Below are 14,397 nucleotides of genomic sequence, written 5' to 3'. Positions count from 1 at the left end.
CTGCTCTTGATGTATGAATGCCTGCGTAAGTGATTGCCGCAGTTTTGGCGTCTGGCCGGCAAAAATCAAGGGTTTGACTATGCTTATGTGACGATACCCTGATTACGTTTCTTTCACACAAACCAGAGGTCGGATATGAATGCGCTGACAATCGCCAGCAAGGATCAGTTTTTCGAACAGTTGGCCGATGCGTTCTCAGAAAAGATTGCAAAAACCGAGGCAAAGAAGATCGCGGATTTTGCCAGACAGCATTATGCTCATATTCCTCTGGAGGAGCTGGTCAGTCGCCGCTTCTCGGATACCTACGGTGCCGTCCTGGCGGCGTGGCAATTCCTGCAAAAACGCAGTGCCGATGAAACCCCGGTTTCGGTGTTCAACCCGGACCTGGAAAGTGACGGCTGGCAGTCTACCCACAGCGTTGTTTTCATTCTCCACCCCAATATTCCGTTCCTGATTGATTCACTGCGCATGGCCATCAATCAGCGGGAAATCGGCACCCACTCCATTCAGCATTCCATCCTGCGAGTGGAGCGGGATGACAATGGTAAGCTGAAGAAACTGCACACCACCAAAAAGGCATCGAAGGACGCAAGCTACGAAGCGTTCATCGTGCTTGAAATCGACCGCCACAGTGCCCCGGAAGACCTGCGCGACCTGGAGCAGACTCTGCAGAAAGTGCTGCATGAGGTACGCATTGCGGTGGGTGATTTCCCGATTGTGAAAGAGAAGGTCAGCGAGATCGTCAAGGAGCTGGATGCCACCACGGCTGGAATCAGTGAGGAAGGTAAGGAAGAAGCCCGGGCTTTTCTGTCTTGGCTGGTGGATGACCACTTCACATTCCTGGGGTACGACGAATACGACTTTGCCAAGGACAAGCAGGGCATGGTGGTACGCCGGGTGGAGAACTCGGAGCTGGGTATTCTTCGGGTCAACAACGAACGCCCGGATCGGGTTCGGCTGAATGAGCTGCCACAGCGTACCCGCCATGAAATGACCCGTTCCGATGACATCTTCATCTTCGCCAAATCGGCGCAGCGGTCTCGCGTGCACCGGCCGGCCTATCCGGATTACATTGCGGTCAAGAAATTCAACAGCAAGGGCGAAGTGGTGGGTGAGCGCCGCTTCCTCGGTCTATACACCGCTCGAGTCTACAACGAGCGTCCCGATGAGATTCCGCTGTTACGGCGCAAGTTCCAGAGCGTGATGAAGCGATCCGGCTTCCTGACCGACGATTACGCTGGCAAGGAGCTGGAGCAGATCCTGACGCTGTATCCGCGGGACGAGCTGTTCCAGATTGAAACCGACGAACTGCTGCGTGTTGCCAAGAACATTCTGTACATCCAGGAACGTCGCCGGATTGAGCTGTTCATGCGGGAGGATGTTTACGGCCAGTTTGTAACCTGTCTGGCCTTCTTCCCCAGGGACATCTACAACACGGAGCTGCGCCTGAAGGTGGAACAGGTGCTGCTGGATCGCCTGGAGGCCGAGGACATTGAGTTTGTTACTCATTTTTCCGAGTCGGTGCTTGCCCGGGTACAGTTCACCATCCGGGTGCCACAGGTGGAAAACCGCCAGTTGCCGCTGGCGGAGATCCGCGACAAGGTTATTGAGCTCGCCCAATCCTGGCGAGACGGCCTCTACGAGGCATTGAGCGAAGCCTATGGCGAAGAGCAGGGCAATGAGCTGTATCGCGTCTGGGCAGGCGGTTTCCCGGCCAGCTACACTGACATGTTTTCACCCCGCCGGGCGGCCATCGACCTGGAGCACATCACTGCCTCTGCCCGCGACGATGATCTGGCCATGAGCTTCTATCGGGCCCTGGAAGAAGACGAGAACACGCTGCATTTCAAACTGTTTTATCCGGACGAGCCGCTGCCACTGTCGGATGTGATGCCGATTTTCGACAATCTCGGTTTCCGGGTGATTGGCGAGCACCCGTTTGAGGTGATTGATCGAACGGGTAAAACGGTTTGGATTCATGACTTTACCCTGCAATCCCACACCGGCAATATGGTGGATATTCACCGTATTCGCCCGATTTTCGAAGAGTTGTTCCGCCGGGTCTGGCACGGTGAAGCCGAAAACGACGCCTTTAACCGCCTGTTGTTGTCCTCCTACATGAGCTGGCGTGAGATCGCGTTGCTGCGTACTTACGCCCGCTACATGCGCCAGATCCGGTTCTCCAACAGTCAGACGTTCATTTCCAACACGTTGGTCAACCACGTCAACCTGACACGGATCCTGCTGGAATACTTTGAGGTCCGATTCAACCCTGAGCGTTTCAAGAGTAAGGGTAAAAGCGAGGCGGCCCAGCAGAAACTGGAAATCGAATTCAACGCCGGCCTGGATGAGGTGGAAAACCTCAGTGAGGATCGGGTGCTACGGCTGTATCTGGAGCTGATGCAGGCGACGTTGCGCACCAACTACTACCAGCCGGATGGCGAGGGCCAGCCCAAGCCCTACATCAGTGTGAAATTTGACCCGTCGCAGATTCCGGACATGCCGCTGCCATTGCCCATGTTCGAGATCTTTGTGTATTCCCCTCGTGTGGAGGGGGTTCACCTGCGTGGTGGCAAAGTGGCCCGTGGTGGTTTGCGCTGGTCGGATCGGTTCGAGGACTACCGTACAGAAATCCTGGGCCTGGTAAAAGCGCAGCAAGTGAAGAACGCGGTCATTGTGCCGGTGGGTGCGAAGGGTGGCTTTGTGGCCAAGCGCCTGCCCGATCCGTCCGACCGGGAGGCATTCCAGGCAGAGGGTATTGCGGCCTACAAAACATTCATCCGGGGCTTGCTGGATATCACAGATAACCTGGTGGATTCCGGCATCCAGCCGCCGGAGCGGGTCATCCGCCATGACGAAGACGATCACTACCTCGTGGTGGCGGCTGACAAAGGCACCGCCACTTTCTCCGACATCGCTAATGGCCTGGCCGCGGAATATGGCTTCTGGATGGGAGATGCCTTCGCCTCCGGTGGCAGTAACGGTTATGACCACAAGAAAATGGGCATTACCGCCCGGGGCGCCTGGGTCTCCGTGGAACGGCATTTCCGTGAGATGGGCATCAACCCGGCCGTGGATGAATTTACCGCCATCGGCATCGGTGACATGGGGGGCGATGTGTTTGGTAATGGCCTGCTGTGCTCGGAAAAAACCCGGCTGGTGGCCGCTTTCAACCATATCCACATCTTCATTGACCCGACCCCGGACGCCGAACGCAGCTACAAGGAGCGTAAGCGCCTGTTTGAACTGCCGCGTTCCGCCTGGACCGATTACGACAGCAAGCTGATTTCCAAGGGCGGTGGCGTATTCAGCCGGAATGCCAAGTCTATTCCGGTCAGCCCGGAAATGAAGAAACTACTGGGTATCAAGGCGGACCGAGTTCCGCCCAATATGCTGATCAGTCACATCCTCAAGGCCGAAGTGGACCTGCTCTGGATTGGTGGTATTGGCACTTACGTGAAGGGCAGCGGTGAAAGCCACTCCGACGTGGGCGACAAGGCCAATGATGGCCTGCGGATCAATGGTGCCGAGCTGCGCTGCAAGGTTGTAGGTGAGGGCGGAAACCTCGGCTTCACCCAGATGGGGCGGATTGAATACGCCCTGAAGGGTGGTCGCCTGAATACTGACTTCATCGACAACTCGGGCGGCGTGGACTGCTCTGACCATGAAGTGAACATGAAGATCCTGCTCAACCGGGCGGTAGCCATGGGCGATCTGACTGGCAAGCAGCGCAACATCATGCTGGAGGAAATGACTGATGATGTTGCCTCGCTGGTGTTGAAGAACAACTACCGTCAAACCCAGGCCATCAGTATCGCCAGCGAGGATGCCGCCACCCGGCTGGAAGAGTATCGTCGGCTGATGAATACCTTCGAGAGCGAAGGCAAACTCAACCGGGCCCTGGAATTCCTGCCGGATGACGAGACCCTGTCAGAGCGCAAGCTGGCCAAGAAAGGGCTGACGCGGCCGGAACTGTCGGTGCTGATTTCCTATGTCAAAGGGGATCTGAAGCAGGTGCTGATCGACAGTAATCTGCCGGACAATCCTCTGCTGGCGGGTGAGATGTACAAGGTCTTCCCGCGGGATCTGACCAAGCGTTTCTCGAAAGAGCTGGGTGAGCACCAGCTGCGACGGGAGATCATCGCAACCCAGATCGCCAACGACATGGTTAACCACATGGGCATTACCTTTGTGGAGCGCCTGAACCAGTCTACCGGGGCGGACGCAGCATCCATTGCCCTGGCCTGGATTATTGCCCGGGATGTGTTCCGCATCGACAGCTGGTGGGACAAGATTGAAGCGCTGGATTTCCACGTTTCCGCGGATCTGCAGATGGAGCTGATGCAGGATCTGATGCGTCTGATGCGTCGGGCTGTGCGCTGGTTGCTTCGTAATCGCCGGGCAGAACTCAATATCCAGAGTCACATGGAGCGGTTTGCCGACAGCGTCTGGGCCATTACCTCGGGTCTGCCGGAATACCTTGGCGACCAGGCTCGTGCCAATTGGGAAAAACGCAATGATCAGCTGATGGCTGCGGGTTTGCCGAAGGAACTGGCGTCGGTGCTGGCAGGAACCGGCTATCTGTATTCCTCTCTTGGTATTATCGAGGCACAGGAAGCCACAGGCATGCCGCTGAAAACGGTGGCCAACCTGTACTACGATCTGGGTGACCGTCTCGACCTGACCTGGTTCGCTAATGCCATCGCAGCGTTGACGCCAAGTTCCCATTGGCAGGCCCTGGCGCGGGAAAGCTTCCGGGAGGATCTGGACTGGCAGCAACGGGCTCTGACCACCGGTGTGCTGAAAACCGCTGAAAGCCCGGAGAAAGTCACCGATAGTGTGAACGCCTGGGAGCAGCGCAACCAGCACATGATTGATCGCTGGAACGCGATGCTGGCGGAACTCAAAGGTGTAAGGGAACCGGAATACGCCATGTTCTCGGTCGCACTGCGGGAGCTGCTGGACCTGGCGCAAAGCACCATGCACCAGAGCCCGGAAGACGTAACGACCAACTGACTATTGCGTTATGTCGTTGATTCCCGTTCAATCCCGCAGCGGGAATCAATGGCAGGAGCAACAAGATAATGGCACCACTGAAACATCTACTGGACAAGAACCGGGCCTGGGCCAATGGCATCAAGTCGGTGGACCCGAAGTTCTTTGACCGGCTCTCGAACCAGCAGGCACCGGAGTACCTGTGGATCGGCTGTGCCGACAGTCGGGTACCTGCGAACCAGATTGTGGACTTGCTCCCCGGTGAACTTTTCGTGCACAGAAACGTGGCCAACGTGGTTGTACATACAGATTTCAACTGCCTGTCGGTGCTCCAGTTCGCCATCGAAGTGTTAAAGGTCAAACACGTATTGGTGGTGGGGCATTACGGTTGTGGTGGCGTGCGCGCGGCATTGCTGAACGAAGGCTTTGGCCTGATTTCAAATTGGCTCCGCCATGTTCAGGACGTGCGTGACCGTCACCAGTCCGTACTGGACGCCATTCCCAATGTACAGGACCGGGTAGACCGCCTGTGTGAGCTGAACGTGGTAGAGCAGGTGGGGCATGTGTGCCAGAACAACATCGTTCAGGAAGCCTGGCGTCGCGGCCAGCCATTGACCGTGCACGGTTTCGTTTACGACGTGGCCGACGGGTTGTTGAGGGATATGGGGCTGTCGATCGCCAGTGAGGCAGACCGGGAAACGATTCGTCAGTCCAGCCTGGATGAGCTGATCGAACGACCGGTCCGCTCCGGGCGCCAAAAAATATAATGCGAAGATTGTCAAAAACTGTCAAAAAATCGTGATGTCCGTCACTTCCTGACCCGTGGCGTCATCACAGTAGTGACCTTCTGCGTCTGTTACAGTAGCAACTGTAAGCAGTAAGGGAGGTAAACCATGAAAGAACTGATGCAGAAAGCCCTGCAGGCACTGGGAACCCGCAGAAACGAAAGTTCTGCCATGGATAGCGCAAGGGCTGAGGCCAAGCGCACCGAAGCACGCACCCCGGAAGATTGGGGAATGTCACCTGAAGACGCCCTGCGTGTGGGTACGGTTGCACGTTACAAATAATATCTGGCTCTTCCCGGGCGGCCCCAGAGGCCGACCCCGATAGCGACAGCCCCGACTGATGCCACAGGGCAGACTCGGGGCTTTTTTCCGGTTAGCATACGCGGCTCATGATTCTGGCAATGGTCCGCTACCCATGTCTGCACTGCCCAATACCCACGAAGTTCTGCTCCGCAATGCGCATCTGTTGAATGGACGCCCAGCGCTGTTAGGCGTCTCGGATGCATCGCTTTTGCCCCGATGCCCGGTTCCCGGTATCGCGATGACCGAGCACGCCGGTCTTTGGCAAATCCTGTCCCATGACACTGACTGGGCTGGCTGTTTTGGTTACGAGCCTGATCGGCAGCAGCAGGGCTCTTGCGATACCGTGGTGGTATTTTTGCCTAAAGCCCGGGCTGAGTGTGAGCTCCGCCTGGCTTTGGCCCGTTACCTCGGCAAACCAGGTGCGGCACTGGTGGTTATTGGCGAGAAGAAGGAAGGCATTGCCGGTGCCATAAAGCAGTTTTCCGTCGTCGCCGGGGAGGTTGTAAAGGTCGACAGCGCCCGCCATTGCCAGGTCTGGTGCGGCAGAAATACCCAACCCCTGACCGAATTCCGGTTGACTGACTGGCTCAGCTGGACGGAGCTTTCCTGCGCTGGCGTGGCGCTCTCTGTTGCCGGCTTGCCAGGCGTTTTCAGTCTGGGTCGACTGGACGATGGCACCCGGATGTTGTTGGAAACCCTGGCTGAGTCACCCCTGGGTGTCGATCGGGTGCTCGATTTCGCTTGCGGTGCAGGCGTTATCGGATCCTGGTTGCATGGTTTTCATCAGTTGGCGGGGAAGAAGCCGATTCGAGTAGATGGGACCGATGTTCAGGCGCAGGCCGTGTTCTGTGCCCGGGAAAGTTACCGTAAGGCAGGGGTAAACGGTGAGATTTTTGCCGCTGATGGCCTGGCTGCCGTTCAAGGCAACTGGCCGGCTGTGATCAGCAACCCGCCTTTCCACACCGGTGTAAAAACCGATACATCCATGACCGAGCAGTTCCTGGCCCAGGTGGCCGCGCATCTCGCGCACGGCGGCGAGCTGAGGCTGGTGGCCAACAGTTTTCTGCCGTATGAAGCCCTGATTCGACAACACATCGGCCCGGTTGAGAAACTTGCGCAGGACCGGCGGTTTACCGTTTACCGGGCATTTCGGAAAAAGTCGGGCTGAAAAACAGACAGAAAAAAGCCCCTGGGGTAAGGGGCAAAAGATCTTGTCCGGAAAAATGCGGCCGGCCAGCCGGGTCAGGGCTGGGGCATGACCGGAAAGGGTGTTCGGCGTGAACACCCCTAACTTAGGTTTAATTTCTAGAATAAACAGCCTAAAAGTGTTTATTTTCCCGAAAGCTGCCAACGGAAGCCCAAAATGACAACTGCCAGACTCCAGACACCTGCCGGTGAACTCCGCCTGATCCGGCCTGGCGGAACGGCTGGGCTGCGCGCCTGGGACGCTGCCGACGAGTTGTTGTTGTCGGCTGCGGAGCCTTATCTGGCAGACGGTTTGCGCGTGCTGGTGGTGGACGACCAGTTTGGTGCGCTGACCCTCGGGCTTGCCTGCTATCAGCCGCAGACAGTTGCCGACAGCGCGACTCTCGCCCACTCCCTGTTGACGAACGCTTCGCTCAATCCGGCGTTGCCCGACTGCCCCGCGGTTTTGAACTGGCGTCGGCCACCCTCAGGGCCCTTTGATCTGGTGCTGCTCCGTATTCCCCGTCAGGCCGGTTATCTGGCCTGGTTGTTACGGTGGCTCAACAGCGTGCTGGCGGAAGACGGGCGCATACTGGCGGGCGGTATGATCAAGCATCTGCCCGATCGTAGTGTTGATGTGTTCGCCAGTGCGGTGGTCACCGAACAGGTGTTGCCTGCCCGTAAAAAGGCGCGGGTAGTGGTGTGTCGTGGTGGCTCGGCCACATTGATGGAATTTCAGGAGCAATGGCGTGGCTACCCGGTGGCAGGATTGCCCGGGCCGGTCGAGGCGCTGCCCGCAGTATTTGCCAGAGATAAGCTGGATATTGGCACGCGGGAGTTGTTACCGCTGATTCCTCAGGCGGTTAGTCGAGTGCCCCCGGCCCGGCGGATTCTGGACCTGGCGTGTGGAAATGGCGTGCTCGGGCTGTCTGCGCTTGCCGGCAGGCCGGGCGCCGAAGTGCATTTCAGTGACGTATCCAGCCAGGCCATTGCCAGTGTTGAGCATAACCTGAGCCGGTATGAGGGCGGCGATTGCGTGCACTTATGGCATCAGGACGGCATCGCAGATGATTTGCCTGACTATCAGCTTATTCTGCTGAACCCACCCTTCCATGAGGGTGGCGTGGTAGGCGATCACATCGCACTGAGACTGTTCAGGGATGCCGCCCGGCATCTGGCGCCGGGCGGCCGCGTATTGATGGTGGGCAATCGCCACCTGGGGTATCACCGTTCCCTGAAACAATACTTCAGCAGCGTTGAACAGAGAGCTGCAAGCCCGAAATTCGTGGTGTTCGAAGCCCGGAATGGCGCGGTGTGAGTCTCAGGCCGTCGCCGGGCGATCGTAGCCGAGGCGCGCGAGGGTATCCACGATGGTCTGGGTTTGACTATCAATCTCGATGTTGACCTTTTGCCCCTTGGTGGCCTTCCCAAACGTGGTGGCACGCAGGGTCTCCGGGATAAGGTGGACGTTGAAGCGGTTACCTTCCACCTCGCCAATGGTCAGGCTGGCGCCATTGATGGCAATGTAGCCTTTGGGGAAGATGTACTTCGCCCAGGTTTCCGGTAGTTCGAACCATAGGGTCACGTTGTTTTCCGGCCGCAGAATATCGACGATGGTTCCGGTAGTGTGGATATGGCCACTGAGCAGATGGCCGCCGATTTCATCGCCGATTCGGGCGGCGCGCTCGAAGTTGATTTCGTCGCCGGGTTTCAGGTCGCCGAGGGTGGTCAGGCGCAGGGTTTCCTGCATGGCGTCGAAGTACAACCGGTGGCCTTCCTGGCGGGTAACCGTCAGACAGGTGCCGTTGATGGCAACCGAGGCACCGATGGTTACGCCCTGAACCCGGTCTTCCGGGAACTCGATCACGAAGGTGCTCAGGCCCGGCGCCGCGATCACGTTTTCGACCCGTGCAATGCCCTGAACGATACCGGTAAACATACATGCTCTCCTGAAAGCCGTTGATTGGCGCAAGCATACCGGCGCCTGCCAGTGTTGCCAAGAAGTCTGCAAGCCGCTTATGACGGCAAAGCCGACATTCAAGAATTGTTCGTAAAGGTCGATACTTGCATAAAGAACCTGAAGAACAGTGAGCTCAATGGCGGAAAACACAGCAGTAGACAAGACAGATCCGGCCAATGCATCCGGTGCGGTCCTTCGCCCCGGCCGGGCCGCTGATCCGGTGCCGGCAACGCCGGAATCTGCCCTCAATGCCGCGCAAAGAACCGCTGCTCTGCAGGCTGACGATGACCAGGGCCCGAACGCTGAATCTGGCAGCGAGCAGCCCGGGGCGCAGGAATCGCAGGATCGGACTGCCGAGACCGGGTCGGAGAATCCTGATATCGAGCAGGCGCTGGCGGAGTCGCGACAGCGCAAGCTGCGTCTTATGCTAAGGCAGTGTGACCGGGTTCTGCTGATGGACTTCAACTTGCTGGCTATGTCGGACTGGCCGGATAACTATCAGATGGCAGCTGCGCGGCGTAGCCGGGACCTGTGGATCTTCAGTGCCCTTTTGGCTGCGACGTTTTTCCTCAGTGGTTTGACCGGTTTTGTGCCGGCCTGGGTAGCCGGTGGAGGTTTTGGCGCTTTCGTGATTATTCTGTTGCTGGGAGTGCCGTTTATCCGTCGGATTTACACGTCCAGCCCCTCCTATATGGATTTGATCATTCGCCGTCAGCGTATGCTTCGGGATGCCCGCAAACATGCGGCCCACCTGGAGGGAAAGGACGGGCTGATATGGCAGTGTGCGCGTATGGCAGAGTACAACCCGACACTGCGTCATACCCGCTTCAGTGAATTGCTCAGACTGTCTGAGCAACGGGTGTTGCCGCGTTATCTTACCCGGCGGGAACATGTTCGGCTGTATCTTATCTATCTGCTGGAAGCCGAGAAAGCCTATGGCAAAGTCCAGCAAGCGTTTTTCGACGGCAATCAGGATGCGATCGACCGGGGGTGGCAGGCAGTGGCGGCGGTTCCTGAAGACCGAGCTTGACATGACAGGCCTTCAAACGTATGTTTCAAACAGACGTTTGCTAGAGGCTCTGACAACAAAATGGCGCAGTCTGATACCGTTGACCGCATTCTTGACGCTGCCGAAGAGCTGTTTGCCGAGCGTGGGTTCTCGGAAACATCGCTTCGTATGATTACCAGTAAGGCTAAGGTAAATCTGGCCGCTGTCAATTATCACTTTGGGTCTAAGAATGCCCTGATCCACGCCGTGTTCGCCCGGTTCCTGACGCCGTTTTCGGCCACCCTGGATACCGCCTTTGATGAACTCGAAGAGCGTTGTGATGGCCAGCCGCCCACGCTGAACCAAACCCTGTGGGCGCTTACGGAAAGTGCCGTGCGCATGCCTCAGCGTAATGAGAAAGGCATATCCATCTTCATGCGCCTGCTCGGTCTTGCCTATACCCAGTCTCAGGGCCACCTGCGTAAATTTCTCGAACAGGAATACAGTGAGCCCTTTGGTCGTTTCATGCGCTTGCTCAAAGAGGCCACGCCTGAGTTGTCCTCGGTTGATCGCTATTGGCGCATCCAGTTCATGCTGGGAGCGACGGCCTTCACCATGTCCAGCAGTGATGCCCTGATTGATATTCTCGAAAACAAGCTGGGCGTTGAAACCACGGTTCAGGAAATTGCCGCACGCCTGGTGCCGTTCCTGGCCGCAGGCATGAAGGCGCCAGACAAAATGCTGGTGCCGCCTACCGCTTCAGGCGTTTCGGTTGCCTGAACTCCCCCGCCTCGGGTAGTCTTCCCTCTGGTTCGCAGCCGGAGGGAAGTCGCTACCAATGCCCGATAACAAGCCCCCCGGGGTTACCCTGTCCATTGATATCGCCAATCAGTTCCTGACACTGGCTACTCAATCGGGTGATATCATTGCCCGCTACCCGGTATCCACTGGCCTGAATGGCCCCGGCCAGGCCGACGGCAGTGGCTGTACCCCTGTTGGCAAGCATTATGTCCGCGCCCGAATCGGGGCAGGGCAGCCATTAAATACGGTGTATCGCGGGCGCCGTCCCACTGGCGAGATCTACAGCCAGAGTCTGGCATCAGCGAATCCGGGGCGCGACTGGATTCTTACCCGTATACTCTGGCTTTGTGGCTGTGAATGGGGGCGAAACCGTGGGCCGGGGGTAGACACCTTTCGTCGTTTTATCTATATCCACGGCACGCCGGACAGTGAACCTATGGGGGTTGCCAGATCCCATGGCTGCATCCGGATGCGCAATACCGATATTGTTGAGCTTTTTGACCGGGTTCCAGCGGGGACCCCGGTCAGTATCTATTAACCCGCATAATTCAGAGGGACAGGATGATTGGCGAAGTTTTGGGTGTACTGAATGGCTGGATAGAGCAGTTCGGGTTGCTGTCTGAGGGTTGGCGGGCCGGTGTGCTCGTCTTCCTGCTCGTGCTGGGTACGGCGGCGGTTGCCTACATTGCCAGTCATGTGATTTCTGCGCTGGAGCGCAAATTCGCCAGCACTCATAACCTGTGGGACGATGCTATTCTGCACGCGGTCCGTCGGCCTGTCGTGGCTTTCGTATGGCTCCAGGGGGTGTATTGGGCTGCCGAAGTGGCACACCATTTTTCCGAGGCTGAGGTCTTCAAGGCCAACGGAACGTTGCTTCAGATCGGTTTTGTCTGGGTGGTGGTCTGGTTTTTTATCCGGCTGATCAAACAGTTCGAGAACATCCTCACCTCTCCGATCAAGATGCGCAAGCCGATGGATTACACCACGGTCAATGCCATCAGCAAGCTGTCGCGAGCGGTCGTGATTATTACCGCCGCGCTGACCGCCCTGCAAACCCTGGGCTTCAGTATTTCAGGCGTGCTGGCTTTTGGTGGTGTCGGGGGCATCGCGGTTGGTTTTGCCGCGAAAGATCTCCTGGCGAACTTTTTCGGTGGGTTCATTATCCATTTGGACCGTCCGTTCAAGGTGGGGGATTGGGTTCGATCCCCGGATCGGAGCATTGAGGGTACGGTTGAGCATATCGGATGGCGACTGACCACCATTCGCACCTTCGACAAGCGCCCGCTTTATGTCCCCAATGCGGCGTTTACCACTATTGCAGTGGAAAACCCATCACGTATGACCAATCGCCGGATCTACGAGACCATCGGCATTCGCTATGCCGATGTGCATTCCATGAAAACCATCGTGGACGAAATCCGGGAGATGCTGAAGAATCATGAAGAGATTGATGCCAACGAGACCTTGATCGTTAATTTTCTGGCATTCAATTCATCGTCACTGGATATCATGGTGTACACCTTTACCAAAACCACCCAGTGGGTGCGTTTCCATGAGGTGAAGGAAGATGTGTTACTGAAAATCAGTGACATCATCGAAAACCATGGTGCCGAGGTGGCCTTCCCGACGCGCACGCTGCATCTGCCGGATGGGGTGCGGGTAGACGGGCGTGATTCCTCAAAACGTGAGGACTCAAACGACAAGTCCTCGGACAAGGACGCTGATTCCGGAAAATCCGGAAAAAATATCGATCATGATGGCGGTTACGGTGAAGCCGATTCAGATTCCGGAGACGGGGAATGACAGTATCGAATGACAATGTACCGGTAGGCATTATCGGTGGTACGGGGCTGACCAGCCTGAGCAATATCCAGATCACCGGAGAAGAGACAGTGACAACTGCGTGGGGTGAGCCCTCCTCCACGCTGGTGCGGGGGCAACTGGGTGATCAGCCTGTTATCTTTCTGGCGCGTCATGGTAACCCGCACCGTATTCCGCCCCATCAGGTCAATTACCGGGCCAACATTCAGGCGTTGCATGATGCCGGCGCTCGGGTGCTGGTGGGTGTAAACGCGGTTGGTGGCATACATGCCAATATGGGGCCGGCCCACATCGTGATCCCGGATCAACTGATCGACTACACCTGGGGCCGGGCCAGCACTTTCTTCGAAGGCGAGCTGGAGGAAGTTACACACATTGATTTTACCTGGCCCTACGATCAGGAAGCGCGTCAGGTGTTGATTGATGCTGCTCGCGCGGCGTCGCTGTCATTTTCCGGGTTTGGTGTCTATGGCGCGACGCAGGGGCCCAGGCTGGAGACGGCGGCGGAAATCCGCAGGATGGAGCGGGATGGCTGTGACATCGTTGGTATGACCGGCATGCCCGAGGCAGTGCTGGCGGCAGAGCTGGGCTTGCGGTACGTCAGCCTCGGGCTGGTGGTGAACTGGGCTGCGGGTAAAACCGACCACATTATTACCATGGCCGAGATTGAAGAAGCGATTGCCCAGGGCATGTCCGGCGTTCGGCAGATTCTGGAGCGTTCAATGGCAAGTCTGGGGCAGCTTGCGCTTACCCCTCAATCTTCTTGAAGAAAACCAGGACGCCGACGGTGGGGGAGTCGATGAAGTGGATTTCCTCACTGCGCATCCGCCGCGTTTCACGAATCCAGGTCACCAGTTCTACTGGTGCCGGACGAAGTTGGTAAGCGGTACCGGTGCCTTCTGATGCTGAACCACCGGTTTCGCTATCAAGTGTATTGCCAGAGTCCTGATCGGAAAACTCCGCAACCGCTTCGGTCTGAGGTGGTGTTTCAGGCTCTGCCGGCACGGCCTCGGGATCGTCGCTGACGGCCCAGTGGTTAAGCTGCACATTAACGTGCAGGTAGCGTTGGCGGTCAATGGTGATCTGGCCTTCCACCGCTCGTTGGCCAGACTCGGCCAGCCAGTCACCGATTGCGACACGCAGAGGTTCGCCCTCGTAGTCGGGCGGAAAAGCTTCATACCAGCCGGCACTCGCCAGTACCCGGTAGTTACCGCTTCGCTCGAGCCGGTTGGCCGCCTCGCCCAGGTGCAGTTGGTTGCGGGGTACCAGGTTGAGTTCGGTTACCCGCTCCCCGGATTCCTGCTCCACCCAAAGGGTTTTGCCGGCCGCTTCGACAGGTTCCACCGACTTGTTCGCCATCTGCTCTTCAATGCCGGCCGGGTCCACCAGACGCTGTAAAATCACCAGCTCTGCCCGGTAGTAGTCGTTCGGGACATTGCCTGAAGCGCCCTGGGCCCACAGGGTTGCCGGTGTGAATGCAACTGAGGCGAACAGCGCGGCACTGGCCAGGGTTTGCCGGGAGCATAAAATGTGAGCTTGCAAGGGCGTTACTCCACCTG

Annotated in this window: 12 protein-coding genes; 10 read left to right on the top strand and 2 right to left on the bottom strand. The window is 57.4% G+C overall.

Translation table 11 applies throughout. From position 1 onward, the window contains the following. Positions 1–135: 135 nt before the first annotated feature. From Q669_RS05940 to Q669_RS05925, 5 genes are all read left to right on the top strand, one after another. Positions 136–5,016 carry an NAD-glutamate dehydrogenase gene (locus Q669_RS05940; protein WP_022991590.1) on the top strand — a complete coding sequence of 1,627 codons (4,881 nt, stop codon included), beginning with the start codon at positions 136–138 and terminating at the stop codon, positions 5,014–5,016. Positions 5,017–5,084: 68 nt separating this feature from the next. Then, on the top strand, positions 5,085–5,762 hold the full coding sequence (gene can, locus Q669_RS05935; protein WP_011785417.1) for a carbonate dehydratase: 678 nt from the start codon (positions 5,085–5,087) through the stop codon (positions 5,760–5,762). Positions 5,763–5,888: 126 nt separating this feature from the next. Continuing rightward, positions 5,889–6,062: a hypothetical protein gene (locus tag Q669_RS19700; RefSeq protein ID WP_014421070.1), complete on the top strand. Its 174-nt coding sequence runs from the start codon at positions 5,889–5,891 to the stop codon at positions 6,060–6,062. A 133-nt stretch (positions 6,063–6,195) separates the two neighbouring features. Beyond that, on the top strand, positions 6,196–7,251 hold the full coding sequence (locus Q669_RS05930; protein ID WP_031210457.1) for a class I SAM-dependent methyltransferase: 1,056 nt from the start codon (positions 6,196–6,198) through the stop codon (positions 7,249–7,251). Positions 7,252–7,446: 195 nt separating this feature from the next. Next, entirely contained in the window at positions 7,447–8,586 is a 1,140-nt protein-coding gene (locus tag Q669_RS05925; protein ID WP_022991588.1) for a class I SAM-dependent methyltransferase, read from the top strand. A 3-nt stretch (positions 8,587–8,589) separates the two neighbouring features. Here Q669_RS05925 and Q669_RS05920 read toward each other — a convergent pair whose 3' ends face one another. After that, a complete protein-coding gene (locus Q669_RS05920; protein WP_022991587.1) occupies positions 8,590–9,207 on the bottom strand; it encodes a riboflavin synthase in 618 nt (205 codons plus the stop codon). Positions 9,208–9,364: 157 nt separating this feature from the next. Between Q669_RS05920 and Q669_RS05915 the strand changes: the two genes are divergently transcribed. From Q669_RS05915 to Q669_RS05895, 5 genes are read left to right on the top strand one after another with little or no spacing between them, the layout of a single operon-like run. Continuing rightward, positions 9,365–10,258: a hypothetical protein gene (locus Q669_RS05915; protein WP_022991586.1), complete on the top strand. Its 894-nt coding sequence runs from the start codon at positions 9,365–9,367 to the stop codon at positions 10,256–10,258. A gap of 60 nt (positions 10,259–10,318) precedes the next feature. Continuing rightward, positions 10,319–10,996, top strand: a complete 678-nt coding sequence (locus Q669_RS05910) for a TetR/AcrR family transcriptional regulator (RefSeq protein ID WP_011785412.1) — start codon at positions 10,319–10,321, stop codon at positions 10,994–10,996. Between the two features lie 58 nt (positions 10,997–11,054). Next, positions 11,055–11,555, top strand: coding sequence for a L,D-transpeptidase (locus tag Q669_RS05905; protein WP_022991585.1), 501 nt, complete (start codon positions 11,055–11,057; stop codon positions 11,553–11,555). 23 nt (positions 11,556–11,578) lie between these two features. Then, complete coding sequence (locus tag Q669_RS05900) at positions 11,579–12,820, top strand: mechanosensitive ion channel family protein (RefSeq protein ID WP_014421076.1); 1,242 nt, start codon at positions 11,579–11,581, stop codon at positions 12,818–12,820. Continuing rightward, positions 12,817–13,605 (top strand): S-methyl-5'-thioinosine phosphorylase, encoded by a 789-nt coding sequence (locus Q669_RS05895; RefSeq protein ID WP_022991584.1) that lies wholly within the window; start codon positions 12,817–12,819, stop codon positions 13,603–13,605. The genes Q669_RS05900 and Q669_RS05895 overlap by 4 nt, the downstream gene beginning before the upstream one ends. Here the strand turns inward: Q669_RS05895 and Q669_RS05890 are convergent. Continuing rightward, a complete protein-coding gene (locus tag Q669_RS05890) occupies positions 13,586–14,380 on the bottom strand; it encodes a CsiV family protein (RefSeq protein ID WP_011785408.1) in 795 nt (264 codons plus the stop codon). The two genes, Q669_RS05895 and Q669_RS05890, sit on opposite strands and share 20 nt — an antisense overlap. Positions 14,381–14,397 lie beyond the last annotated feature (17 nt).

Origin of the sequence: Marinobacter sp. C1S70, assembly GCF_000475355.1 — a bacterium.
Taxonomy (GTDB): domain Bacteria; phylum Pseudomonadota; class Gammaproteobacteria; order Pseudomonadales; family Oleiphilaceae; genus Marinobacter; species Marinobacter nauticus.
This window is presented reverse-complemented; position numbering and strand designations above follow the sequence as displayed.